A 26,548-nucleotide genomic window follows, 5' to 3' on the forward strand; every position below is an offset into this window, starting at 1 on the left:
AAATGAAATTAAGAGAGATTGCACATTCAAGAACAGGTGATAAGGGAAATATTTCAAATATATCTCTTATAGCTTATAAAGCAGAAGATTATGAAATAATTAAAGAAAATGTTACATCATATAAAGTTAAAGAGTGGTTTAAAGATATAGTAAAGGGTGAAGTTATAAGATACGAATTGCCTAATATAGGTGCATTAAACTTTGTTATGTACGATGCGCTAGGTGGAGGAGTAACAAGAACATTATCACTAGATATGCATGGTAAAAGTTTAAGTTCAGTTTTACTAGATATGGAGATAGAATACTAATTTAACTTAGGGGATGGTGCATTTATGAATAAGTTAACTACTTCAAAAGAGGCAATAAAAAGGGTGAAAAATGGACAATCTATAATGGTAGGTGGATTTTTAGCAAGTGGGCATCCAGAAACATTAGTTAGTAGTCTTGTAGAAACAAAAGTTAAAAATCTAACTATTATTTCTAATGATACAGGAACAACAGAGTGTGCTATTTATAATTTAATAAAAACAGGTCAGGCTAGTACAATTCTTGCATCTTATATAGGGGCGAACCCGGAAACCGGGAGATTATTAATGACAAAAGAAGCAGAGGTTCAACTGTTTCCACAAGGTACACTTGCGGAAAAAATACGTGCAGGTGGAGCTGGGATTGGTGGATTTTTAACGGCAGTGGGAGTTGGTACTATAGTTGAGGAAGGAAAAAGGAAAATAGAAATAGAGGGAATAGAATATTTATTAGAGCTTCCGCTTAAAGCGGATATAGCTTTAATTAAGGCCCATAAAGCAGATGAAAATGGAAATCTTACATTTAAAGGTTCTACACGCAACTTTAATGCTATTATGGCAACGGCTGCAGATTATGTAATAGCTGAAGTTGAAGAATATGTAAAATTAGGCGAAATCGATCCAAATGATGTTATAGTACCAGGAATATTAGTGGATGCAATAGTAAAGGTTGGTGAATAAAATGGATAAAAGAGAATTTATATCAAAGAGAATTGCCCAGGAATTTAAAGATGGAGATGTTGTAAATCTTGGAATTGGAATGCCTACAATGGTAGCAAACTATGTTTCTAAGAATATTAATATTACATTACAGTCTGAGAATGGAATTCTTGGATTAGGACCTAATCCAAAGCAAGGAGAGCTAAATAAAGATGTAACAGATTCAGGGGGAAGACATATAACGGTTACATCAGGAGCTTCATTTTTTGATAGCGCATATTCTTTTGCTTTAATTAGGGGTGGACATGTTGATATTACGGTTCTTGGAGCATTAGAAGTTGACGAAGAGGGCAACCTTGCAAATTGGATGGTTCCAGGAAAGAAAGTGCCTGGTATGGGCGGAGCCATGGATTTGGTTGTGGGTGCAAAGAGAGTTATTTTAGCTATGGAGCATATGAACAAAAATGGAGAATCTAAAATATTGAAAAGATGCAAACTACCATTAACCGCAGCGAAAGAAGTAGATACTATTATAACAGATATGGCTGTAATAGATGTTATTCAAGGGGAAGGGTTATTGCTTAAAGAAATAGCACTAGGATTAACTGTGGAAGATGTGCTAAATGCTACTGAAGCAGAACTAATTATATCGCCAAATTTGAAAATGATGGAAGTGTAAAATATTAAAGTCTGTATTGTTAGTTAATAGTAGAGCTTTGGTTATTGAGGAAGCTTTAAATAAATCATAGTTAACCATTGAAAATTTAAATCTAGTAGAAGTACTTAAGCAAGCATACATAAATTTGATTTATGTGTGCTTGCTTAAGTTATAACATCTTAAAAACTATCTACTAAACAATCAAAAATGATAATCATTTCTAAATTTTCATAAATGGTCATAGATATAATTATTTTAATTTATTATAAAGTGTGGCCAATGAAATGCCTAAAGCTTTTGCAGCATTCTTTTTACCTTGAACCGTCTCTCCATAAATAAGAATAGCCTTTCTAATCTCGAAAACCTCAGTATCTTTTATAATTTTTTCAAGACTTTTAAACTTTATAATATTCTTTTTTACACCTTCTGATTGAATTATCTTTGGAAGATTTTCTGGCCTAATGATGAAATCATCAACCATATTTGCTGCAAATTCTATAGCATTATTAAGTTCACGGATGTTTCCAGGCCAATCATAATTATAAAGAATATTAAATGCATCTTCAGAAAGTTCAATATTTCTTTTAAATTTACTTGCCATATCATTTAGAAATTTCTCTACAAGTGGCCTAATATCTTCACGTCTATTCCGTAGTGCAGATATATTTAGTGGAAAAACAACAATTCTATAGTATAAATCTTTTCTAAATCTATTTTCTTCTATCATCTTTTCTAAATTTTTATTTGTAGCAGCTATTATTCTTACATTTATAGGTATATCTTTAAGTCCTCCTATGCGTCTAACAGTATTTTCTTGCAGGGTTCTCAAGATCTTTGCCTGTAAATCATAATTCATTTCACCGATTTCATCTAAAAATAAAGTACCTCCATTTGCCAATTCAAAAATCCCTATCTTCCCATTTTTTTTTGCACCAGTAAATGCCCCTTCTTCATATCCAAAAAGCTCACTTTCTAATAAATTACTATCAAAATTGGCACAATTGACTGCAACAAAAGAGTGATTTTGTCTACTACTATCCATATGTATTGAATTTGCGTATAGCTCTTTTCCTGTTCCACTTTCACCGGTAATAAGTACATTTGAATCATTATGGGAAATCCTTTTTGCTAATTTCTTTGTTTCAAAAGAGTTGCTGTCTACAGATATTATATCATTAAAGCAATATTTAGCTTTTGCCAAATTTTTTACTTGCTTTTGTAGATTTCTTATCATAATGTTTGATTTATTTAATTGTTCTGTAATGTTATACATTTCTGTCATTTCTGTTAAAATGGAAATACCTCCGATTGTCTGTGCCTTTTCTATAATTGGAACCATATTTACTATATATTCAATGTCACCCTCTTTTCTAGGAACCCTCAATAATTCTTTACCACCTTCTATTACATTCATAAGCCTAGAACCAGGTCTTTTTTCTGATAAAAATTTGCCTATAATTTCATTGCTACTTACCATTGTTATTCTTGTGTATGCGGGATTTATATATTTTACAATGCCATTACTATCTGCTATGAGGACACCTTCATGTAAGGAATGTAAAATTACCTTTACCCAATTATTTATTTCCATAATATTCACTCCGTTTCAACTAAATTACCGATAATTTTCGTGTAGAATACCCTCCTTATATTTTAACATATAAACTAGTGAAAACTGCAAATTTAAATGCTTTGGAGCTTTATATTTAGGGACTTAAAGTTGTACTATAAGGATATAATATATTTTAAATGCAAATAAACTTATAGGCGGTGGTATTATGAACAATCTAGAAAACATACCTAATAGATTAATTAATGAAAAGTCTCCATATTTATTACAACATGCCCAAAATCCAGTGGCGTGGTATCCATGGAGTGAAGAGGCTTTTACAAAAGCAAAAGCGGATGACAAACCTATATTCGTAAGTATCGGCTATTCAACTTGTCATTGGTGTCATGTTATGGAAAAGGAATCATTTGAAAATGAAGAGGTAGCAGCAATACTAAATAGATATTTTATATCAATAAAGGTTGATCGTGAAGAACGTCCAGATGTAGATAGTATTTATATGTCGGTATGTCAGTCTCTCACTGGTAGTGGTGGATGGCCCTTAACAATTTTTATGACATCAGATAAAAAACCTTTTTATGCAGGTACCTATTTTCCAAGGGAAAGCATGCGTGGAATGCCAGGGATAAAAGACGTACTAATTTCTATTGCGGAGCAGTGGAATGAAAATAAAGAGAGTATTATAGAATCTAGTAAAAAAATAGTGGAGCATATAAAAAAGAATGATGTTTTTGTTAAACCTGGAGAAATGGGTGAAGATGAAATACATAATGCATTTAGTAGCTTTGCAAGTGTTTTTGATGATAAGTATGGTGGATTTGGAAGGTCTCCAAAATTCCCAGCTCCTCACAATTTACAATTTTTATTGAGATATTGGAAAAATTACAATGAGCCTAAGGCATTAGAAATAGTAGAAACAACTTTGGAAGCAATGTACGCAGGTGGAATTTTTGATCATATTGGTTTTGGATTTTCAAGGTATTCAACAGATCAGAAGTGGTTAGTGCCTCACTTTGAAAAAATGTTATATGATAATGCACTTTTAGCGCAAGTATATATTGAAGCTTTTGAAGCCACAGGTAAAAAGTTTTATAAAGAAGTTGCAGATAAAATATTTACTTATATCTTAAGGGATATGACTTCAAAGGAGGGGGCTTTTTACTCAGCCGAGGATGCAGATAGTGAAGGCATCGAGGGTAAATATTATTTGTTAACGTATGAGGAAGTAGCTTTAGTTTTATGTGAAGAGCATTATAAAACCTATTGTGAACAATATAATATAACGACGAAAGGTAATTTTGAGGGGCGAAATATTCCAAATCTTATTGGAAAACAAAGTAGTACTAGTATAGATGAAAAAGTAAATATAAAATTAGAAAAAATGAGGGAGAAACTGTTTGAATATAGAGAGGAGAGAATTCATCCTTATAAGGATGATAAAATATTAACTTCATGGAATGGACTTATGATTGCAGCTCTTGCCTATGGTGGAAGAGTTTTTCAAAATAAAAGCTATATAAATGTTGCAGAAAAGGCTATGAATTTCATATTAAGTAAGATGATTAATGATAAAGGAAGGTTAATGGCTAGATATAGAGATGGTGATGTTGCCAATTTAGGTTATTTAGACGATTATGCTTTTACGGTTCATGCTTTAATTGAATTATATGAGGTTACTTTTAATGCAGTATATTTAACCAAGGCTATAGAACTTAATGAAAATATGATTAAACTGTTTAAAGATGAAAAGCAGGGTGGATTGTTTTTGTATGGAGTTGACGGCGAAGAACTAATTTCAAGGCCTAAAGATATATATGATGGTGCAATGCCATCGGGTAATTCAGTTGCTACTTTAAATATGTTAAGACTTGCTAGATTAACGGCTAATACTAAATTAGAAGATGAGGCCGTTTTACAATTTAAAATCTTTGCGTCAAAGGTTAAAACTATAGAGAGCGCTCATGCTTATTTTATGACAGCATTACTATATAGTACAGTACCAGGAAAGGATATTATAATCTCTGGAGATGAGAATTCAGGCGAAACCAAAGCTATGATTAAAGAGATTAATAGCACTTATCTTCCTTTTGCTACAGTAGTATTAAATGCTGGTGATGGAAGTCTAAATTCTATTAATTCAGAGTTGGCTGCGCATAAACCTTTGATGGGGAAAACTACTGCTTATATTTGTGAGAATTATACATGCAGGGAACCTATTAATAATCTACAAAAATTTTCTGAGTCTATCAATGAGTGAAATATTTAGAAAGAATTAGTAACTATTAATTGTCTATATAAAAATTTAAAAAAATTGACAAATATGTACTCATAGGGATATAATATAATGTAGTATCGAGTAAATTTATAATTACTAAATTCAAAGAAGAGGACAGTACTTTCTTATTAATCTTAAAGCGAGTAAGGACATAGTGTAAGCCTTATAAGATATAGGAAGTTAAATAGATAGATATTTAACAAAATTGATGATGCATTAATTTTAGGAAAAGAACCTTGGAGAAGCTGCCTGAACTAGTTAAAAGTAACAATTTTTGACTCTTATAGGGTAAGTCGCTAACTAGCGTTAAAATATTGAGTGGACTTTATAGTCAATCAGAGTGGTACCGCGGAAATATAACCCGTCTCTTTATTTAGAGATGGGTTTTTTGTTATATTACAATATACATGAGTTTTCAAATTAGTGATAATAATTATCATAAGGCGAAATGCATAATAGGAGGGATAACAGTTAATAATTGTTATCTAACCTAGAGCAAAACAGGAGGGGAATTTTATGGATTATAAAAAAATAGTTGCGCAGAGGATTAAACAATTGGTGGAGCTCGATATAGAAACAATAGAAAATTTAATTGAGATACCACCAAAACCTGAAATGGGAGAGTTTGCTTTTCCATGTTTCCAATTATCTAAAGTTATGAGAAAAGCACCAAATATGATAGCTAAGGATTTAAAAGAAAAAATAGAAAAAGACGGTTTTGAGAAAATAGAGTGTTTTGGTCCTTATTTAAATTTCTTCCTAGACAAAGGGGCGTTTATTAAAAATACAGTAGAAAAAATATTAGATGAGGGAGATAATTATGGTTCATCTAAAGTTGGTGAAGGTAAGAATATAGTAGTAGAATATTCATCACCTAATATTGCAAAACCGTTCCATGTAGGACATTTATTCACTACAGTTATTGGTAACTCATTATATAAAATATTATCTTTCGAAGGATATAATTGTACTGGAATTAACCATCTTGGAGATTGGGGCACTCAATTCGGTAAACTTATTTATGCTTATAAGAACTGGGTAGATGAGGATGCTTTAGCTAGCGAGCCGATTAAAGAACTATTAAGAATTTATGTTAAATTCCATGAGGAAGCTGATCTTGACCCAACTCTTAATGAGCAAGCTAAAATGTACTTTAAAAAATTAGAAGATGGTTGCGACGAGGAAGTTGAGCTTTGGACTAAATTTCGTGACGTAAGTTTAGTTGAGTTTAAAAAACTTTATGAAACATTAAATGTTAAATTTGATTCTTATGCTGGTGAAAGTTTCTATTGTGATAAGATGGATGACATTATTAAGGATATAGATGCAAAGGGATTACTAGTTGAGAGTAATGGAGCTAAGGTTGTAATGCTTGATGAATACAATATTCCACCATGCATAATTAAAAAATCAGATGGAGCTACAATTTACGCAACTCGTGATTTAGCAGCAGCAACATATAGAAAGAAGACTTACGACTTTTATAAAAATATTTATGTAGTTGGAAAAGATCAAGCTCTTCATTTTAAACAAGTCTTTACTACTTTAAAGCTTATGGGAAATAAATGGGCAGATGATTGTGTGCATGTACCTTTTGGTACAGTAAGATTTGCAGATAAAAAATTATCTACAAGAAAAGGTGATGTTATTTTCCTAGATGATTTATTAAATCAAGCGGTGGCTAAAACACTTGAAGTAATAAATGAAAAAAACCCTGAACTTGAAAACAAAGAGGATGTAGCTAAAAAAGTAGGAATAGGTGCTATTGTATTTACTTATTTAAAAAATCATAGAGAAAGAGACATTGTCTTCAATTGGGAAGAAATGCTTAGCTTTGAGGGAGAAACAGGTCCTTATGTTCAATATACTTATGCAAGAGCAAAAAGTATATTAAGAAAAGTTGAAGAGACTAGCAAAAATAATGAAACTGATGTAGAGCTAGATTACAACAAATTGAATTCTAAAGAAGAATTTGAACTTGTGAAGCAGTTAGAAGGTTTCCAAAAATCAATCCTGTTTGCTATTGATAAATTAGAACCATCTATGGTTACAAGATACGTTATTGATGTAGCTAAAGCTTTTAATAAATTTTACAATCAGTACAATATATCTAATTTGAAAGATGAATCTGATAAAAAAGCGAAAATTAAAATGGTAGAAGCTACTTGTCAAGTAATTAAGAACGCATTAGGCCTTATAGGTATAGAAGTCGTAGATAGAATGTAGGATTACACACCGGTTATTGAATTCTGTGTTATTGTAGTAGTTACCTTATTGTAGCATTTGCAATAACGCAAATTTTACTGTATTATTAGATTATAGAAAAATGTAAAACTTGTTTAGAATTACTTAACAAATAAAAACACATTTGTTATGATGTATGCTTTTCTTTTTTTATAGATTAGGGGGAACTATGTTCATAAAAGAATATCAAATTAAGGTTATTTTACCAGACGAAATTTTCAGCAAATACAAGATGGATACTATTGCATATTTGGATATTGAAGCTACGGGTTTTGATCTAGAATATGACAAAATAGTACTAATATCTTTAGGGTATTACTTAAGCGAAGGTGAATTTAAAATTGTTCAATATTTCGCGGAGTCACCAAGCGAAGAAGTGAATATTTTAAAAGAATTTACGAAAGCTATGGGTAAGTTTAAAAGATGGTGTTCCTATAATGGTACAGCATTTGATGAACCTTTCATAATTAGGAAGATGTATAGATATAATTTCGGCTATAGGTTACCAAGGGATCACATGGATTTGTATAAGTTTATAAGACCATTTCACAAAAGAATGGGAATTAAGAGTTGTAGTTTAAAAAGTGTGGAGCAGTTTATTGGTATCAAGAGAAAAGATGAAATTAACGGAGCAAAGTGGGTTGAATTGTATAATGAATACCTACTAGAACATGATGAAAAGCTGAAAGGGATTCTTATGCTTCATAATTACGAAGATGTTGTAAATTTGCCTGAAATATTTAAGGTAGTTAACGTTATCGATAATGACTTAGATCTATTGAGAAAAGAAAAATTAGCTAAAAAACAAATGTCTCTTATGAAGAATAATATAAACACAAAGCAGCCACTAAAAACAGTAAGCAGCAGATTATAAAAAAAGTGGTATAGTACATTTATGTACTATACCACTTTTTCATTCGATTTTGTTATCATTTTTTATTAGATGGTTTTACTTCACAACTATGGTTACAGCCTTTACAGCCATTTCCACAGCCACAATCACCATGTGATTGTTTCTTTATATTAGTATATAAGATATATCCAGCTGCGATAACGATCACACCAACAATAATGAATTCCACGGCTACATCACCTCTTTATATTTTATATTACCTCATTATTATGCTTCCAACATTAAATATTATGAAAGAAACTACCCAAGCCAATGTTAATTGGTAACATACAGAAAAAATTGCCATTTTGTTTCCGTATTCCTTTTTCATAGTTGCAATTACTGATACACAAGGAGTGTATAATAATACGAAAACTAAGAAACTATAAGCAGATAGTGAAGTAAAATGATTAGCTAAAGAATGTGTTAAATTACCACCATATATAACACCCATGGTGCCTACAACTACTTCTTTAGCCATGAGACCAGTTAAAAGTGATACTGAATTTTGCCATGAGGCAAATCCAAGAGGAATAAATATTGGATTTATAAATTTACCTATACTAGCTAAAAAACTAGAGTTTATATCAACCATACCTGTAGTGTTAAAGTTTGATAAAAACCATACTAGTACAGAAATAGAAAAGATTATAGTACCAGCTTTCTTTAAGAAACCTTTACCTTTTGCCCAAGTATGTATTAATAAGCTTTTTAGTTCTGGCAATTGATATTCAGGTAATTCTATAATAAAAGGTTCTTCGTCTTTTCTGAATAATGTGTTTTTAAATAAAATACCAATTCCAAAGGCTATACCAATTCCCATTAAGTATAATGAAAATACCATGAGGGTTTTGCTACCTGGAAAAAACACTGATGCAAACAATGCATAAACTGGAAGTCTAGCATTACAAGACATAAGAGGTACTAAAAGCGCTGTTAATTTTCTATCTTTCTCACTCTCAAGTGTTCTAGCAGACATTATAGCAGGCACAGAACAACCAAAACCAACAATTAAGGGAATAAAAGCTTTACCTGATAAACCCATTCTCCTCATTAATTTATCCATTATAAAGGCAGCTCTTGCCATGTAGCCACTGTCTTCTAAAAATGAAATGCCTAAGAATAATGCTAATATAACTGGCAAAAATACTATTACTGAACCTACTCCGCCTATGACACCATCAATTAGTAGAGAAGAGAACCAAGCACTATTATTCGATAATATATTAGTTAAAAATGGTACAATAATATCATTAAGCAAGCTATCGAGTAAATCGGCTAAAGGTTGTCCAACCCAGTTAAAGGTAAACATAAAAATTATAAATAAACTTAGGAAAAATAAAGGATAAGCAAGAATTCTATTAAGCACGATTTTATCTATTTTTTGTGTAATAGAAACTTTATTATTTTTCTTTTTATTAGTGCAGGATTTTAGTAAAACTTCGATGTACGAATAAGTTTCTTTTTCATCTTTGAAGTCTAGATTGTTTGTGGTGTTACTAATATAATCCCCTTTAAGAAGACAATTTTTAACATCTGAAATCCCTTTTCCCTTTGAAGCAACTATTGGTATTATCTTTACCCCTAGTTTTTGTTCTAGCAGGTTATAATTAATATCCAAACCATTAGCAAGTGCTACATCAATCATGTTTAATACTAAAATTATTGGTTTGTTAAACTTCTTTAATTGAGTTGTAAGATATAAATTTCTATCAAGGCTTGATGCATCAACAATATTTATAATTACATCCACGTTACCACTTTGTAAAAATTCCTTGGAAACTTTTTCTTCATTTGAATAAGTATCCATGGCATAAATACCAGGTAAGTCGACGATTTTAATCTTATTTTCTACGAAGCCTTCTTTTTTTTCTACTGTTACTCCAGCCCAATTCCCTACATATTGGTTAGAACCTGTAAGTGCGTTAAATAGAGTCGTTTTACCAACATTAGGATTACCTAATAAAGCGGCAGTAATCATTCAAATCCTCCTTTGGATATCTTGGGTATAATATTTACGATTTTAGTATGGATATATTTTTAGCGTCATTCTTTCTAATGGCTATATTAAAACCACGTAAATTAATAATTATAGGATCTCCTAAAGGTGCAGTAGCAATTAATTTAACTTCGGTACCTTCAATGAAGCCTAATGCGAGTAATCTTTTAGCAAACTTGTCGTCCCCGCAAACCGATTGAATTAGTGCTTTATCTCCTGGCTTTAAATCATAAATGCTTATAACAATCACTCCTTAATGAAAACTATTCTCACTAATATATTAACATGGTTATATATTAGTGTCAATAAAGAACAATAATAAAATTTATTAAATGTACAAAATGCTTTTATAAAACAGTTAAAATGTGATAACATGTAAGTAGAGCAGAGTTTTAAATTAGACATGTGCAAATTTACGGTTTTGCCTCTTATAAAACTTAGTAGAAAAGAGTGATATTGTGATTACAAAACTTAATAGTATTAAGGTAGGAGATATTTCAGTAGAAGGCTCTCTTACCATAGACGGAAATAAACAACTCTTTAAAGATGCATTGTTTTTTGATTTAGAGCATTACATTTATAAAAAGCCTATATGTATTGGAGTATTTGGGTGCTGCTTTTATGATGAGATAACAAATGAGATAAAGGTTACGCAGTACATGGCAGAAAATAAGAAAGATGCTATAGAAATATTATCTTTAGCTAAAAATTATTTTGAAGAAATGAAGACTAAGTACAATAAAAAATACATTGTTACGTTTTCAGGAAACAATGATTTTACAGTTATAAACTATCTATTAAAAGCTTATAAAATAGACTTTGTATTAGAGGGTTATTTTGGAGAAATAGATTTACAGAAATGTTTTGAAAAGGCAGAGGGAACTTGCATTGGTCTTAAAGCTCTAGAAAAGATATTTGAGATTGATCGGGAAAGTGAAGTAATAAGTGGTTCTAATTTAGCAAAAACATTTAGTAAGATAGTTAAGGATAATGATTATATCAATAGAATGCCTCCTGAGAAGAAAGAAAAAATACTATTATATAATCAACAGGATGTTGTAAGTTTATTCTATATATATGTAGATTGGTATAATAGAGTAGGGTTAAAAATGGAGGAAGATGAAACACAGTCTGACTGTGATGAAGCACAGCAATAGCTGTGTTTTTTATTTTTGTAATAACAAGTATAAATTTTTCATACGCTTATTTAATCGAACTCTAAACAAGAAAAATATGTTTAGAGTAGTAATAAGGAATACTGTAACTACTTTCGTAATAATTTATATAAAGGGATTAGCAAAATATAGAGGGAGGAATTATATGGAGCAAGTTAAGAAAAACATTGATGTTGCGATGGGAAGAATAAAGGCAGATTTAGTGCTGAAAAATGCAAGGTTTATTAATGTATTTACTGAAGAGGTAGATAGAGGGGACATTGCGATTGTTGCGGGTATTATTATAGGAATTGGTGAGTACTCAGGGAATCTTGAAATTGATTGTTCAGACTTATATGTGGCTCCAGGTTTCATCGATGCACATGTTCATATAGAGTCCTCTATGGTTATGCCAAAACAGTTTGGGGAGGTGGTAATTAAAAAAGGTATAACTACAATAATAGCAGATCCTCATGAAATAGCTAATGTTGAAGGAATAAATGGTGTTAAAACAATGATTGAAAGCAGTAAGGAAGCACCAATAGATATATTTTTTATGTTACCATCTTGTGTTCCTGTCACAAAATTTGAGGATAGTGGGTACGTATTTAACGTCGAAGATTTAGAAGAGTTAATTGATAATAATTGCGTGATTGGCCTCGGTGAAGTAATGGATGTTCAAGCAGTTGTAAATAAAGATGATAAATTGCTAAAAAAAATAGATATGGCAAAGAATAAACACATTGACGGTCATTGTCCTAATATATCATCTAGTGAGCTAAATGCATGTATCAGCTGTGGCATAAAAACAGATCATGAATGTAATAATGCGAAAGATGCATTACTAAAAGTTAGTAGAGGAATGTATGTTATGCTAAGAGAAGGGTCAGCTGCAAAAAAACTAAAGGCCGTACTTCCAGCAGTTAACAACCGTAATTACGGAAGATTTTTATACTGCAGCGATGATAGGCATATAGATGATTTATTAGAAAGAGGTTCTATAGATAACTGTATTAGGCTTTCTATAAAGCAGGGACTTAATCCTATAAAGGCGTTTATAATGGCATCCTATAATGCAGCTAAGTGTTATGACTTATATGACAGAGGGGCTATAGCTCCAGGGTATAAAGCAGACCTTGTGATATTTGAAGAACTAAAGGGTCTGAATATATTAAAAGTAATAAAAAATGGTAAAGAATATAAAGAATTACCAGATAAAAAACGTTCAAAATTAAATATAAAATCTTCTATGCATATGGAGTTCATTAAGAGTGAAGTTTTTAAAGTTGAAAGCGAAACTCCTACAGTAAGTGTGATAAAGTTAATTCCAAATTCTGTGCAAACTAAATTGGTGCAGAGAAAAATAGAAAATGAGTCTGGTTATATAAAGAGGGTAATTGATAAAGATGTATTAAAAATAGCAGTATTTGAACGGCATAATAATACAGGTAAACATTTCACTTCATTTATAGAAGGACTAGGCTTGAAAAATTGTTCTATAGCACAAACCATAGCTCATGACTCTCACAATGTAATAGTAGTTGGGGATAATGAAAAGGATATGGAGGTTGCAGTTAATACTCTTATTTCTACTGGCGGGGGTATAGTAATGGTTTCGGAAGGAAAAGTTATTGCTCAGTTAATTTTGCCAATTGGAGGAATAATGACATTTGAGGCTCCCTATATGGTAGCGGAGAATTTAAAAAGGCTTAGTAGGATGGCCAAAGCTTTTGGAGTTAGGGCCGAATACGATCCTTTTATAAGTTTATCTTTTGTGACACTTCCTGTAATACCTGTAGTTAAATAATCATTTTTATAAACTGAATACAAATTACTCTTTCTTGGCAATAATTGAGATAAATAAATTATTGTAAGGAGGAGTATTTTTATGTCAAATATTTTAAAGCAGATACCAAAAAACAAGACGAATAAAATTAAAAGAAAAGGATTTACCTTAATTGAGCTTATAATTGTAATCTCAATAATTGGGATTTTAGCAGTGATTGCAGTGCCTAAGTTTAGTGGGGTACTAAAGGACGCTAAGGTAAAGGCAGATGTTGCTAGTGCAAAGGCTATTGCTGATGCCACATATGCACAAATCGCAAAAGGCGAAATAAAGTCGGCTGCTGCTATTTTAGAAGTTGGAAATAGCACTAGTGATGAGAGTAAAAAAATAACAGATTATCTTCAGAAAGTACCAACGCCCAAAGCTACATCAGCAACTAATTTTACTGTTGTAATTAATGCAGAAGCTGATGTAAGTGTAAATGTTGGTGGTGTTGAATTGTATCCTACAACAAGTGCAGGATACCCTACACCAATTGTAGAAAAAACTACACAAAAGGACGAAAGTGTAAAAAAATAAAATATTTAGAAAAAATTTCAGTTTATAGAACTTATTATAAAATAAAAGGGGAAAAAATCTTACAATAATAATTAATATTATTGTAAGATTTTTTTTTGCTTATTTTTAAACAATAGCACATATGGTGACTGTCACTTGTCGAAAACTCTTGTCGAAAGCTATGATTGCAACTGAATAATCTAAATGTGCAAAGTTATTATAACTTTGGACATTTAATTTTTTTTAATACTTTTATCTGCATATATATGGTAAAGTAATAATGGAAATAAATACAATAGAGTTAGAAACTTGTATTTAAATTTAAAGTCCGAATTTAAGGAGGTTCCATCAATGGAAAGTATCATAGCAATATATATTTTTATATTAGGACTACTAATAGGAAGTTTCTTGAATGTATGTATATATAGGATACCAAGAGGAGAAAGTATATCATATCCACCTTCTCACTGCACGTCATGTGGAAATAGGATAAAACCTTATGATCTTATACCGGTAATTAGTTGGATCTTTTTAAGAGGTAAATGTAGGAACTGTGGAGAGAAGATATCTATAAGATATGCACTGGTAGAACTTACGACAGCTGTACTTTTTATTTTAACCTATTTTCAATATGGATATAGTATTTATCTTGCAAAATATTTAATACTTATACCATTTTTAATTGTTATAGCTATGATAGATTACGATACTATGGAGGTTTATGCTACGACTACATGGCTTGCAATAGCTGTAGGTATTATTTCGCTAGGAGTGAATTTTTATTTGGGAGAGCCAGTGATTGACTATATATATGGGGGGTTACTGGGCGCAGGTATCATAACTTTTATTATTTTAATGTCAAAACTTATTTTAGGAACAGAGGGCATGGGTTGGGGAGATGTAGAAATTTGTGGGCTTTGTGGACTGTTTTTAGGATTTAAGCTAACGTTTGTTATGATATTTTTTTCTTTTATAATTGGAGGAGTAATTGGTGTTTATTTATTGAAGGTTAAAAAGAAAAATGGTAGATCTGAAATGGCATTTGGTCCATCTATTATAATGGCTACTTTGTTTATGATAATTTGGGGAGAGAAAATTTTAAATTGGTACTTAGGTACATTTTATAAATATTAAAATAAAACTTTTAGGATAACTCAAATAGTTAGAGTTATTGATAGGTTACCACTAATGTCTATATTGGCTAATTTAATTAAAAGCTGTATAATAAGGCATAACTGAATTAGTTATGAAGGGTTGATAAAATGCACAATATATTGCACCGAATGAAAACTAAGCTTAAGAAAAGATATATTAAGCCAAAGAGAAGTGATTATCTTCAAAAGATTTATGAACGGAATCCTACTACAGGAAATTACGTTATACAGGTAGGGATAGATAAGTATACTGATATATTTAATGACTGGGATAATGCCCCATTTAGAAAAAGAGATATGGATCCGGATTTAGTAATTTTTCTTGAAAATTGTTTTGAAGAAATTCCGGAAAAATACGGAGTGGATATATGTTTTTATTTACCAAAAGGTGAAAAAGACATAAGCCGAGAAGAGTCGTTAATTGCAGGAATTAAAACCTATTACTCCTTTTATTTACATCAAGAAATTAAAATACTAAAGAATAATTATCATAAGATATTTAAGTATGTACTCATAGCCCTTAGCTTATTAGGCGTATCTGTTTTTTTAGGTTCAAGTGGTGATAAAAATATAATACTTGGAACCATACAACAAGGATTTAACATAGGTGGATGGGTATTTTTATGGGAAGTTATTTCGATGGTGTTTTTTCCTGGACGTGAAGTTAGTTCTGAAATCAGTAAATACCAAAGATTTTTAAACTCATTAATTTATTTCAAATATGGTAATGAGAATCCGTTGCCATAATATATAACAAAACTCTATGAAAATATTTCATAGAGTTTTGTTATATATTTTTATAGTATAAAGGAACCATTAATTTACGTTCATTTTTAACGACATTTCTGAAGGAAAGTCATTAATATTGCAGCGACTCAGGATATGATTTATCTATAATTTAAATGATTTTTCTAAAAAAGTGTATTTTGGAAGACCATTTTCTATGGCTATTTTTGGTTCACCCATAATTAATGGAAGTGTGTACTCATAAGCATCGCGAGTTACATTGTTACCCTCTTCGTTTATCCATTCCTTAGGGAAGTATTTAATTTTATTTGCAACTTTTGAAGTTTCAAGTGCAAAAGTTTCTGAAGTATAAGGGGTATTTGACAGCCTTCTTATACCTATCATGTTTCCGCTAATTCCGTGAATAGAGTACTTCGCTGCAGCTTTTCCTACTTCAAAGGCTTCATCTATATCTGTTTGAGAAGCACAGTGCATAGAGCAACGTTGAAGTGTGGAAAGTTCTAAAACTCTAACTTTCTCTGCAGTATTAGTGTTTAAAATTAAATTTTTCAGGAAGCCACATACTCCACCTAACTGAGTGTGTCCAAACTTATCATGACTGGTACCTTCCGCTTCACCTATAAATTTACCTTCTTTAGTTCGGATTCCTTCAGATACTACAACAAAAACATGATTTTTTTGAGTGAGTTTTTTAGCTACATCTTCTATAAATTTATCTGGACTAAAAGCTACTTCTGGTAAATATATGAAATCTGCAACTGGATTACCGTTAATAGTTGCTATGCAAGCACTAGCTGCAAGCCACCCAGTATCGCGTCCCATAGTTTCAAGTATGAAGACACCTTTTGGAGAGTATACACTGGCATCTAGAAAGTTCTCAAGAACTGATGTAGCAATTAGTTTAGCTGCACTTCCAAAACCTGGTGTATGATCCATAATTGGTAGGTCATTATCTATAGTTTTTGGTATGCCAATAAATTTCACATCTTTATTGTGCTTATTTGCATAAATACTAAATTTATGCACAGTATCTTGAGAATCATTTCCGCCTATATAAAAGAAAGTTTTAATTTCGTATTCTTCTAATATTTCAAAGATTTTTATATATTCTTCATTGTTTTCTTCAAATGATTTTAACTTATATCTACACGAACCAAGGCCTGAAGAGGGAGTATACTTTAATCCTTTAACTTCATCGTAATTAATGTCAGATAGGTTTACAATATGTTTGTTTAGAATACCTTGAATTCCATTTATTCCGGCATACACATTATCATAAAAATGAGAGCTAATGTTTGACTCGAGAATGCCTATAGCACTAGCATTAATTACAGACGTTGGACCACCTGATTGTGCTACTATACAATTTTTCATATAAGATTTCTCCTTTAAAAGTATTTAATTATAATAATAATTAACATATCCATTAATTATTATAAGGTAGATAAAAACAAATAACAAGAATATCATTTCAAAATAAAAATATTGCGTAAATTCAAAGACTAATTATAATATTAATGATAAAATATATTTATGATATTTTAAAATTTCTGTTAAGTTTTTGTTATATAAAATCAGGAGGGATAGATATAATGCCAATCAATAATATAAACCATAAAGAGGGACATAAGAATAACATAATTTTAAAAGAAGTTAATATAAAAGGAAATTTGTGTGGGGAATTCGCTGAGTATACTATTGACCATGTATATGAGAACAAAGGAAGCAATGATGTTGAAGCAATTTATACTTTCCCAGTTCCAGACGGAGCTGTTATTTCAGGTTTTGAGGCAGTGCTCGGTGGGAGAACAATAAAGGGATTAATACAAGATAAAGAAGAAGCAAATAAAATATATGAGAATTTTAAAAATAATGATAATAATACTTTTTTGCTCGAGGAATTTAGAGATAATATAATTAGAATAGTTATTGGTAAGATAATCGCTAATGAAGTTGTTCAAATAAAAGTATCATATATAGAGGAACTTAGTTATGAAAATAGAAATTTAAAATTAATTATTCCGACGATAATAACTCCAATAAATCTTTCTGGAGAGAATGAATTACTTACTTGTGAAAATGGAATTATTAATAAAAATGATGATTACAAATTCACTTTAAGTTTATTAGTAGAATCTTTAACAAAATTAGAATTTAAGTGTTCTTCTCATAAATTAAAGGTTGAATATGAAGAAAATAATTTATATAAAGTGACACTCGCTGAAAAAAATCAAAGAATGGATGAAGATTTAGAAATAATACTGGAAGAGCAAGAGAAGGTAGAAACTACAGGAATGATATATGATTATCCGAGAGAAGACAAAGGGATTTTATATTTAAGATTCATTCCAGAGATTGAAATAGATCAAATAATCTCCGGAGAAAATTATATTTTTCTTCTAGATATATCAGAATCAATGGGTGGAGACAAGTTAAAAGAGGGCAAAAATGCTCTTCAGCTATGTTTAAGAAATTTAGCAGTAGGAGATACATTTAATATTGTTGCTTTTGGAGATAAACTTCATTATTTTTCTAAAGAAATAAAGGTTGAATTTAATGAAGAAAATTTAAGTGATGCTAGTAAATGGATTAAAGAACTTTTCGCTGAAAATGATGCAGTTATTTTTGATGCAATAAAATATGCTCTCCTTAATAAAGATGATAAAGAGGAAAATATAATATTTTTATTTACAGATGATGTAGTCGAAGATGAAAAAGAAATATTGGATTTTGTAGAAGATAATATTAAAGAAAGTCGAATATTTCCTTTTGGGATAAATACTTCAGTAAATAGCTATTTTATTAACAAATTAGCTAGAATTAGTTATGGCGCTGCAGAAGTTATAAATCCTGATGAGAGAATTGAAGATATAGTACTTAAACAATTTAATAGAATTAAAAATCCGATAGTTACTGATATTGAAATAGATTGGGGTAAAATGAAGGTTGAAACAACATTCCCAAGAACTATCGAATATATGTATGATAAGGAACCATTTTCTATTTTCGCTAAAATTAATGGAGACGTCGGTGGGGTTGTAATATTAAAAGGGAAAGTAGGGAAAAATAGAATTCAGAGAGTAATTTTCTTGAATGATCTAGAACTTGAGGAGAATGTTAATCTAATTGAAAAAATGTGGTACAAAAAACGAATAGAATCACTCCAACATAGAGTTAAATATGAACGAGGAGAACTTCAAGAAGCAATGAATAATAAGATTGTTGAAATCTCTAAAAAGGTCGGTATAATATGCAAAGAAACCGCGTTTATACTTTATGAGGAAATGGAAGATCCAATAGTAGGCATAAGAATAAGAGAGATTTTACCTGTTAAAACGACGAAAAGATTGGAAGTTTTTTATGGAGATTTAGCTGAGGATTCTGAATCAACATCATTTTATTATAAAGATGTTTCAAAGCAGGAAGAGGACCATGACAAATATGAAAACTATAATAGAAATGAGTTACTCAGACTTTTAGCTTCTAATCAATTTGCTAGTGGTGCCTTTGGTATAAATGCTAAAGACACTTTAGGAAATAATATAAAATATACTATAAAGACAATATTAGCATTTATGATAGGCAGCGGAGACATAAAAATATATAAGAATCAATTAAATAAATCCTTAGAATTTTTAAATAAATCATTACAAAATATTGACATAAATTTAAATGATGAATTAAATTTAAAGAAACAAGATTATCTAAGTTTATTGTTAGTTTTTAAATTGTCTATAAAAAAAGATGTAGTTTTGTCTTTTCACAAAGAAAATATTTTAAAGAAAATTCAAGAAATTGAAGAAAAATTTCAATATCAAAATGTTAATGTAGATGAGATTCAAAAAGAATTTGTTAACGGTTTAAAGTTAGAATTTGATGGATTAAATGCAGGATCTAATCAGTATAAGGATACACTTGATTTTATAATTAATACAACAATCTTAAAAAATATTTAAATATGAAAATCCTACATCTATATGTGGGATTTTTGTCTTAGTTTTAATAAAAAAATAGAGAAGCTGAAAATAGCAAAAAAATACATATTGTTTATTTTAAGGTGGCTTAGTATAAGGAAGTAGAGTAATGATAAGTGAAGGTATAAAAGATTTAAAATATTATGACTCAGAAATAATTATAAAAAGAAATAATATAAGGGATCTATTCATTAGTAAATCTAAAAATGTAAAAACAGGTGATATACAATGTATGTCAAATGATGACCTGAAAATTTTATTCCATTTATATGATGAAGAATTCTTTGATTTTTATTTTAGAAGAAACTTTAAGGGGACTTTAAAATTTTCATTATCTACAAGGATGACGTCAGCTGCAGGAAAAACCATATATAGTAGGAAAATAAAACTATTGGAAGGATCAGAAGAAACGTATGAAATTAGGATGGGTATAAAATTCTTTTTTCAGTATTATAAGGTTGAAAGAGATAAGATTGTATCCGGAATTAAAACAAAAGATTCATTAGAGGCATTTCAAATAGTATTTGAACATGAATTATGCCATTTGATTGAGTTACATCTTTACAAAGAATCTAGTTGCAAAAAGATTAGGTTTAAAACTATGGTTCACAATATGTTTGCTCATACAGATGTTGTTCATCAATTGCCAAGTCAAAAGGAAATTATATCAGAAAAATATGGATTGATAATAGGACAAAAGGTAAGTTTTTTGAATGATGGTAATAAATATAATGGTTTCATATATAAAATTAACAAAAGAGCAACAGTTATGGTAAAGGATAATAAAGGAACTTATAGAGATGAAATAGGTAATAAGTATTGTAAGTGGTATGTAGAATTTGGAAAACTTAACTATTAGAAAGATAAATACTTTATTTTATAATATATGATATAATTTAGTAATAATTGATAATAAAAATTTAAATTATCTTTAACAAAATTAATATAATACTTTAATAGGAAGGTGACAAAAATGAAAAAATTTCTTTCAGTAATATTATGTGGTGTAGTTGTCTTTACATTAGCTGCTTGTGGAAAAACTGAGGTAAAAGACACTAACACAAAAAGCGAAGTAAAAGAAGAATCAACAGTTGCAACTAAAGTAGAAAAACCAGCAGCAGCTACAGTGGCTCCTACAGTTACACCAGCAGTTAAAAATGAAGATATAAAAAGTAGAGAAGTCGTATTGTATTTTAGTGATGACCAAGCTATGTACTTTGTTGGAGAAAAAAGAACAATAACATCACCTACAGCTAAGTCAATTGTAGAGGAATTAGTAAAGGGACCAGCTACTAAAAGTGGTAGCACAGCAAAAACATATGCAACATTGCCTACAAGTCTACAAGTGTCAGATGTGCAAATTAAAGAAAAGATAGCCTATGTTAATTTAAAAGGTGAATTAAAGGTAAATGGATCAGCAGGAGAGCAAATGGCTTTATTTTCAATAGTTAATACATTAGTTTTAGATAAGGAATTAGGTGTTACAAAGGTTCAGTTTCTTCTTGCTGGAGAAAAGGTTAAGTCTATTGGTGGTCAATATGATGTTAGTGAACCTATGAGTGAAAATAAAGAAATGATGAAATAATACAAAGTAGGTAACAATATTATAGTTTTTATAAAATGTTAAAGGCAAGTTTTATATTAGGTACAATTAAATAAATAACAAAACAATATGCTAGTCTATTTGTTTTGTTGTTTATTTTTATGTACCTAAAAACTTGCCTTTTACCCTAGGGATTTTTTGACAACCTAAAATGATTTTCACTACAACCCATACACATACTTACACACCCATACTTTATCTTTTGGTATCATACAAGCATTACAGCACATGCATACATCTTTGCTCGACAATATGGAACCCCTTGGGAGCTAAAAATAATCTCTCGACCAAGAAAAACCCCTAGTTTTATAAAGATGACATTAGTATAAACAATAAAAAACAATGCTAGTTTATTTTCATGTGCCTTAATAAAGCCTGCGGAGACCCATATTATCTTAGCTCGAACATTACACATCCGGGAGAACCATACATATACAGTTAGGCACATATACAGCTGTTAAGAACCCATAATAATCTTCCCGCCGGCATATAAAAAACCTTAGCAGATCTCATGTACACCTTTGGCCGAATACTCTAAAGCTATTTCAGCCTACAAGCACTCTAGGCTCAACCATTTTAAATCATCTACTAACATTATTGTATGCTCTTTTTAATTTATTATACTATTAGGTCTTATAAAATAATAACTAGTTAAAAGACTAGCTTTTTTTGTCATTTGGAAATTGTAATTATATATATTTTTGATTTTTATGGTAAAATATATAATAGGTGGTGGAGAGATAATGAGTGGAACATTTCGATTTATTCATGCTTCAGACTTACATTTAGGATCATTTCTTAATATAAATGGAAAACCACAAGAAAAATTACAAGAATTGTGTAAAGACGCTGTATATGATGGTTTCGAAAGAATTTGTCTCAGAGCTATTTCATTAAAGGTGGATTTTATATTAATTTGTGGAGATATTTATGACAGTCATTTAAGGTCGGTAAGAGGAAATAAAATTTTTATAGATCAATGTGCACATTTAGGTCAAAAAAATATAAGTGTATATGTAATTTACGGTAATCATGATGTTATGAATGGTGCCGAGGAATTGTTTGCTTTTCCTCCTAACTTACATATCATAAGCTCTGAAAAAACAGAAGTTTTTGAGGTATATAAAGAAGATAAAGTTATTGCAAAAATCATAGGAAAATCATATAAACATAGATCCGAAAAAGAAAAATTTTACGAAAATTATTTATTAGATAATGATATTTTTAATATTGCAATGTTACACACAGCATTAGAGGGAGATAATAAAAATTATATTCCTTGTACTTTAAATGATCTTAAGAGTGTTCCGAATATTGATTACTGGGCACTAGGACATATTCACAAACAAAGTATTATAAATGATAGCAAACCTATCGTAGCTTTTTCTGGAATTCCGCAAGGTCGTGATATGGGGGAGCAGGGAGTAGGCGGTGTTTATTACGTCGAAGTAAACAAAAAAGAGGTTGTGCATATGGAGTTTTTGCCCATAGCAACGGTTGTGTATAAAAAGGTAGAGATAACAATAGAGGATGATAAAAAGATACAAAATTATAGTGATTTGCTCCTAGTTATTAATGATGAACTAAATAGTTTATCGTATGAACTTCCTGAAATTTCAGGTGAATTAAAATCATCAAATGTGGAGTTGTTAGATGATTTTAAAGGATATATTATTCGATTGGTTATAAGAGGAAAAACCGATATGCATAATAAGATAACTAATATGACAGATGAAGATTATAAACATTTTTTAGAAAATATAAACGAAGAAATAAGTTCGCAAAAGTATTTTATATGGGTAGAATCTATAAAATTTAGGACATCGATGGTTCAAAATTTTGAAGAACTTAAATTACAAAATCCTATTTTTAATGATTTAGAAGAGGTAATTGGATTATATACTACGGACTCTGAGCTTAAGAATGAACTTGTTAAAAATTGGGGATCAATTTGGAAGAAACAAATATTTACGGAAAATATAGAGGCCGATAAATTCGATTTTGATGAAGAGAAGATTTTGGATATTATATCACAAGCTAGAGAACTACTTATCGAAAAATTAACAGAGGTTTTGGAAATAATGTAGGTGGTGATAATTTGAAAATAACACAGCTAGATATTAGAGATTTCGGAGTATTTCAAGGCGAAAAACTGGAAGAATTGGGGAATGGAATTATAGTTGTTGGTGGGGCGAATAGGTCTGGTAAAACCACCTTGATGGAAATACTTAGAAATATACCTTTTGGGTTTTCAAAAGGTAGCAAGTTACCACCGCCTAAATTCCAATACGATGTAAGATGTGATTTAAGTTCAGATGAAGGAGAAGAAGTAAATGTACTGTTAAAAGGGTTTAGTAATCCAGAGGTAGTTTATAGAAATGCACAAGTAAAAGGTTCTAATAAAGGAGTATATGATATAGATAAGGGAACCTACAAAGAATTGTTTACAATAAGTCTTGATGAGCTAAATAAGAGCTCGGATAAGGAAGATAGTAATTTACAATCAATGCTTCTAGGGGCTGGGTTTAAGCATATTGTTAAGATCCCTGGGGTTGCCAAAGAATTAAGACAAAAGGCTAATGTTATTGGCGGAACTAGGGGAAATCCTGCTACTAAAATGTTTAAACCATTTGATGAGAATATTAAAAAAGGTTTAGAGGGAAGAAAAAGATCTACGCTTCTTTTAACATCTTATATGCAAAAGAAAAACAGTTTGTCGTGCCTTGAAGACAATATAATTTTAAAGGAAAGGCAGCTTCTAGAAAGTGATAATAATCTAATTAAATTAGAACTTTTAAAGCATAATTATGAGCTTAATGAAAAAAAGGAGAATCTTATAGTAGAGCTTCAAACGTATTTTTTTGGACCTGATTATGTAAAAGAATATAATATAGAAGGAGCAGAAAACTTAAAAATTCAATATATTAAAGAATTAGAGAAGTATAATAACGATAATTATGAATTCCAGAGGGAAACAGCTAAGGATGAGCTTGTTAAAGTGATTTTAATGGAAAACAAAAGATTGATTATTAGTTATTATAATGGAATATCAGGAATTAAAGAGATAAGTAAGAATCTTATTCGTGTTAAAACTGAGTATTATGAAAAAACTGGAACGATAATGAATAAGATAAAAAAAGCTAACGATAACTGGATTAATTTTGATGATGTTACAAAAGTTTGTTGTGATGAGATGCAACAACATATTTTGAATCAAAACATTGAAAAGTATAAAAAGATAAAGGTTGATAAAATAAATCTTGATAAAAAAATAGAAGATTCAAAAATGCACAGAGATGTTTTAGAAAAACAAATAGCACCTCGAGACTCTATAACCTATATGAAAAAATATTTGTATATCACAATGTTATTTATGATTATAGGGGTGGTATTATTTTTTATAGATAAGATGCTTGGATGCTCAATAATAACAATTGGAGCATTAGGTACAGCTCTATATTTGTTTATAAATTATTCTAATAGAAAATTAATTGTGGTTAGAAATACAGAAATTAAAACGCAGCTTGATAACATAATAATAAATTCTAAAAATAATTCCCATGAAATAAAAAAAATAGATGCAAACCTAAAAGAGCTAAACAACATAATGGATGAGTATAGGGATATTCTTAAACTTGACGAGCAAGTGTCAGTTGATGGAATCAAAGATTATTTTAAAACAGTAGCTTATTTAAAGGATGAGATATTTGAGTATTATCTATTAAAGAAAAAATTAATGGATCAGTTTGATGATCTTTGTGAAACTTTAAATAACATTGGCAATCTACTTAATAAATTTACTTTTTTTAATACTAAAAGCTTAGGGGTAATAAGTTCAAAAAAAATATGCCTAGACAATATAGACAGTATTTGCAGTGACTTATTATTAAAAATAGAGACCTTATATAAAAACTTAATTTCTTTAGAAAAAGTCGATATGAGTTTTTCAAAACTTAAAATATTAGAGAAGGAAATATTAGATTTTCTTTGTAAAAAGGTTACAGAAAATATAATTTCAGATATAGAAAAGTATATTAATAATGGAGAAAAGTATAAAAGATATAAAAAACAACAAGATGAATTTAAAATCATACAAGAAAAATTGTTACAATCAGTAAAGAGCCATCGTATAAAAGATATACTACATAATGTAAAGCATGATGCTTTACAAACTGATAATGAAAATCAAAATTTATTAAATATCCTTCAAGAGTTATATAATCAGTATATTAGTATTGATGAACTTAATTATGATTATAAAGTTTCAAGCAATGAAAATAAAGAATTAATTGGAGAACTGGATATTTTAAAAAATGAAAAACAGACATTAAAAGATGAGGTTACGGCTTTAAATTCAGATGAGATGTTATTGCAGTATGAGAAAGATATTATAGAAGCAAGAGGAAAGCTAAGACCACTTGCAGAGAAGTATGCTGTTTATAATACGGCAGCCTTATTTCTAGAGAAAATCAGAGAAAGATTTTTAGAAAATACCAAGGATAAGTTATTAAAAGGAGCTAGTAATATCTTAAGTGAAATAACATCTGGTGAATATAAAGATATTATGCCGCAAGATGATTTAATGCAGGGAGATTTTAAAACAAAATTATGGGATGAGAGTATAAAGGAGAGTTCAAAAGAGTTAAGTCGTGGCACAAAAGAGCAACTATTTTTGGCAGTTCGTATAAGTCGAATAAAAGAGATTAAGCCAAGATTGCCAGTGATTTTTGACGATTCTTTTGTTAACTTTGATATAGCACATACAAAAAATACAGTTAAAGCTTTAGTAGAATTATCAAAAACAAATCAAATTTTTGTACTTACTTGTCATGCAGCCCTAATAGAGATAATAATGGCGAAGGCTTCTAATGCCTTATATTTTAAATTAGATAAGGGTAAATTTACAAAAAGTTCAGGTGAAAATTTAAAAGAATACCTTAAAGAACTATAAGGTAGATTTAAATTTCTT

21 protein-coding genes are annotated in these 26,548 nt (G+C 30.0%); 16 read left to right on the forward strand and 5 right to left on the reverse strand.

The window, feature by feature from the left end; genetic code table 11:
• The first annotated feature begins 2 nt into the window (after window positions 1–2).
• The 3 genes from LL038_RS00730 to LL038_RS00740 are packed head-to-tail and all read left to right on the forward strand — an operon-like array spanning window position 3 to window position 1,644.
• Entirely contained in the window at window positions 3–308 is a 306-nt protein-coding gene (locus tag LL038_RS00730; protein WP_216119582.1) for a hypothetical protein, read from the forward strand.
• Between the two features lie 24 nt (window positions 309–332).
• Window positions 333–986, forward strand: a complete 654-nt coding sequence (locus LL038_RS00735; RefSeq protein ID WP_216119583.1) for a CoA transferase subunit A — start codon at window positions 333–335, stop codon at window positions 984–986.
• 1 nt (window position 987) lies between these two features.
• Entirely contained in the window at window positions 988–1,644 is a 657-nt protein-coding gene (locus LL038_RS00740; protein ID WP_216119584.1) for a 3-oxoacid CoA-transferase subunit B, read from the forward strand.
• Between the two features lie 229 nt (window positions 1,645–1,873).
• On the opposite strand, the gene LL038_RS00745 is transcribed toward LL038_RS00740, so the two are convergent.
• Window positions 1,874–3,214, reverse strand: a complete 1,341-nt coding sequence (locus tag LL038_RS00745) for a sigma-54 interaction domain-containing protein (RefSeq protein WP_216119585.1) — start codon at window positions 3,212–3,214, stop codon at window positions 1,874–1,876.
• Between the two features lie 187 nt (window positions 3,215–3,401).
• Here LL038_RS00745 and LL038_RS00750 point away from each other — a divergent pair, with 187 nt between their 5' ends.
• The 3 genes from LL038_RS00750 (at window position 3,402) to LL038_RS00760 (ending at window position 8,586) form a co-directional block, all read left to right on the forward strand.
• Window positions 3,402–5,450 (forward strand): thioredoxin domain-containing protein, encoded by a 2,049-nt coding sequence (locus LL038_RS00750; protein ID WP_216119586.1) that lies wholly within the window; start codon window positions 3,402–3,404, stop codon window positions 5,448–5,450.
• Between the two features lie 534 nt (window positions 5,451–5,984).
• A complete protein-coding gene (argS, locus tag LL038_RS00755; protein WP_216119587.1) occupies window positions 5,985–7,694 on the forward strand; it encodes an arginine--tRNA ligase in 1,710 nt (569 codons plus the stop codon).
• Window positions 7,695–7,881: 187 nt separating this feature from the next.
• Window positions 7,882–8,586, forward strand: a complete 705-nt coding sequence (locus tag LL038_RS00760) for a ribonuclease H-like domain-containing protein (RefSeq protein WP_216119588.1) — start codon at window positions 7,882–7,884, stop codon at window positions 8,584–8,586.
• A gap of 55 nt (window positions 8,587–8,641) precedes the next feature.
• Here LL038_RS00760 and LL038_RS00765 read toward each other — a convergent pair whose 3' ends face one another.
• From LL038_RS00765 to LL038_RS00775, 3 genes are read right to left on the reverse strand one after another with little or no spacing between them, the layout of a single operon-like run.
• Window positions 8,642–8,794, reverse strand: a complete 153-nt coding sequence (locus LL038_RS00765) for a FeoB-associated Cys-rich membrane protein (RefSeq protein WP_216107597.1) — start codon at window positions 8,792–8,794, stop codon at window positions 8,642–8,644.
• A 27-nt stretch (window positions 8,795–8,821) separates the two neighbouring features.
• Window positions 8,822–10,585 (reverse strand): ferrous iron transport protein B, encoded by a 1,764-nt coding sequence (feoB, locus tag LL038_RS00770; protein WP_216119589.1) that lies wholly within the window; start codon window positions 10,583–10,585, stop codon window positions 8,822–8,824.
• Window positions 10,586–10,619: 34 nt separating this feature from the next.
• Window positions 10,620–10,844, reverse strand: coding sequence for a FeoA family protein (locus LL038_RS00775; protein ID WP_071615015.1), 225 nt, complete (start codon window positions 10,842–10,844; stop codon window positions 10,620–10,622).
• Between the two features lie 217 nt (window positions 10,845–11,061).
• Between LL038_RS00775 and LL038_RS00780 the strand changes: the two genes are divergently transcribed.
• The 5 genes from LL038_RS00780 (at window position 11,062) to LL038_RS00800 (ending at window position 16,002) form a co-directional block, all read left to right on the forward strand.
• Window positions 11,062–11,760: a ribonuclease H-like domain-containing protein gene (locus LL038_RS00780; protein WP_216119590.1), complete on the forward strand. Its 699-nt coding sequence runs from the start codon at window positions 11,062–11,064 to the stop codon at window positions 11,758–11,760.
• Window positions 11,761–11,923: 163 nt separating this feature from the next.
• Window positions 11,924–13,564: an adenine deaminase gene (gene ade / locus LL038_RS00785; RefSeq protein ID WP_216119591.1), complete on the forward strand. Its 1,641-nt coding sequence runs from the start codon at window positions 11,924–11,926 to the stop codon at window positions 13,562–13,564.
• Between the two features lie 81 nt (window positions 13,565–13,645).
• Window positions 13,646–14,122 carry a prepilin-type N-terminal cleavage/methylation domain-containing protein gene (locus LL038_RS00790; protein WP_216119592.1) on the forward strand — a complete coding sequence of 159 codons (477 nt, stop codon included), beginning with the start codon at window positions 13,646–13,648 and terminating at the stop codon, window positions 14,120–14,122.
• Between the two features lie 330 nt (window positions 14,123–14,452).
• Entirely contained in the window at window positions 14,453–15,235 is a 783-nt protein-coding gene (locus tag LL038_RS00795) for a prepilin peptidase (protein ID WP_216119593.1), read from the forward strand.
• A gap of 128 nt (window positions 15,236–15,363) precedes the next feature.
• Complete coding sequence (locus LL038_RS00800) at window positions 15,364–16,002, forward strand: hypothetical protein (protein WP_268055965.1); 639 nt, start codon at window positions 15,364–15,366, stop codon at window positions 16,000–16,002.
• Window positions 16,003–16,146: 144 nt separating this feature from the next.
• On the opposite strand, the gene LL038_RS00805 is transcribed toward LL038_RS00800, so the two are convergent.
• Window positions 16,147–17,376: a 6-phosphofructokinase gene (locus LL038_RS00805; RefSeq protein ID WP_216119595.1), complete on the reverse strand. Its 1,230-nt coding sequence runs from the start codon at window positions 17,374–17,376 to the stop codon at window positions 16,147–16,149.
• Window positions 17,377–17,594: 218 nt separating this feature from the next.
• Between LL038_RS00805 and LL038_RS00810 the strand changes: the two genes are divergently transcribed.
• The 5 genes from LL038_RS00810 to LL038_RS00830 all read left to right on the forward strand — a co-directional run bounded on the left by LL038_RS00810 (window position 17,595) and on the right by LL038_RS00830 (window position 26,530).
• Entirely contained in the window at window positions 17,595–19,958 is a 2,364-nt protein-coding gene (locus LL038_RS00810) for a VIT and vWA domain-containing protein (protein ID WP_216119596.1), read from the forward strand.
• 127 nt (window positions 19,959–20,085) lie between these two features.
• Window positions 20,086–20,835, forward strand: a complete 750-nt coding sequence (locus tag LL038_RS00815; RefSeq protein ID WP_216119597.1) for a hypothetical protein — start codon at window positions 20,086–20,088, stop codon at window positions 20,833–20,835.
• Between the two features lie 114 nt (window positions 20,836–20,949).
• Window positions 20,950–21,561: a GerMN domain-containing protein gene (locus LL038_RS00820; RefSeq protein WP_216119598.1), complete on the forward strand. Its 612-nt coding sequence runs from the start codon at window positions 20,950–20,952 to the stop codon at window positions 21,559–21,561.
• 761 nt (window positions 21,562–22,322) lie between these two features.
• Window positions 22,323–23,666, forward strand: coding sequence for a metallophosphoesterase family protein (locus tag LL038_RS00825; protein ID WP_268055966.1), 1,344 nt, complete (start codon window positions 22,323–22,325; stop codon window positions 23,664–23,666).
• Between the two features lie 11 nt (window positions 23,667–23,677).
• Complete coding sequence (locus LL038_RS00830; protein ID WP_216119600.1) at window positions 23,678–26,530, forward strand: AAA family ATPase; 2,853 nt, start codon at window positions 23,678–23,680, stop codon at window positions 26,528–26,530.
• Window positions 26,531–26,548: the final 18 nt, after the last annotated feature.

Origin of the sequence: Clostridium estertheticum (assembly GCF_026650985.1) — a bacterium.
Lineage (GTDB): Bacteria > Bacillota > Clostridia > Clostridiales > Clostridiaceae > Clostridium_AD > Clostridium_AD estertheticum_C.

Excerpts from the sequence above, each read along its gene's own strand:
- LL038_RS00825 (WP_268055966.1), top strand. The coding sequence starts at position 22,323 with ATGAGTGGAACATTTCGATTTATTCATGCTTCAGACTTACATTTAGGA.
- LL038_RS00745 (WP_216119585.1), bottom strand. The coding sequence starts at position 3,214 with ATGGAAATAAATAATTGGGTAAAGGTAATTTTACATTCCTTACATGAA.
- argS (WP_216119587.1), top strand. The coding sequence starts at position 5,985 with ATGGATTATAAAAAAATAGTTGCGCAGAGGATTAAACAATTGGTGGAG.
- LL038_RS00820 (WP_216119598.1), top strand. The coding sequence starts at position 20,950 with ATGAAAAAATTTCTTTCAGTAATATTATGTGGTGTAGTTGTCTTTACA.
- feoB (WP_216119589.1), bottom strand. The coding sequence starts at position 10,585 with ATGATTACTGCCGCTTTATTAGGTAATCCTAATGTTGGTAAAACGACT.
- LL038_RS00805 (WP_216119595.1), bottom strand. The coding sequence starts at position 17,376 with ATGAAAAATTGTATAGTAGCACAATCAGGTGGTCCAACGTCTGTAATT.
- LL038_RS00740 (WP_216119584.1), top strand. The coding sequence starts at position 988 with ATGGATAAAAGAGAATTTATATCAAAGAGAATTGCCCAGGAATTTAAA.
- LL038_RS00760 (WP_216119588.1), top strand. The coding sequence starts at position 7,882 with ATGTTCATAAAAGAATATCAAATTAAGGTTATTTTACCAGACGAAATT.
- LL038_RS00800 (WP_268055965.1), top strand. The coding sequence starts at position 15,364 with ATGCACAATATATTGCACCGAATGAAAACTAAGCTTAAGAAAAGATAT.
- LL038_RS00750 (WP_216119586.1), top strand. The coding sequence starts at position 3,402 with ATGAACAATCTAGAAAACATACCTAATAGATTAATTAATGAAAAGTCT.
- LL038_RS00815 (WP_216119597.1), top strand. The coding sequence starts at position 20,086 with ATGATAAGTGAAGGTATAAAAGATTTAAAATATTATGACTCAGAAATA.
- ade (WP_216119591.1), top strand. The coding sequence starts at position 11,924 with ATGGAGCAAGTTAAGAAAAACATTGATGTTGCGATGGGAAGAATAAAG.
- LL038_RS00790 (WP_216119592.1), top strand. The coding sequence starts at position 13,646 with ATGTCAAATATTTTAAAGCAGATACCAAAAAACAAGACGAATAAAATT.
- LL038_RS00730 (WP_216119582.1), top strand. The coding sequence starts at position 3 with ATGAAATTAAGAGAGATTGCACATTCAAGAACAGGTGATAAGGGAAAT.
- LL038_RS00810 (WP_216119596.1), top strand. The coding sequence starts at position 17,595 with ATGCCAATCAATAATATAAACCATAAAGAGGGACATAAGAATAACATA.
- LL038_RS00795 (WP_216119593.1), top strand. The coding sequence starts at position 14,453 with ATGGAAAGTATCATAGCAATATATATTTTTATATTAGGACTACTAATA.
- LL038_RS00735 (WP_216119583.1), top strand. The coding sequence starts at position 333 with ATGAATAAGTTAACTACTTCAAAAGAGGCAATAAAAAGGGTGAAAAAT.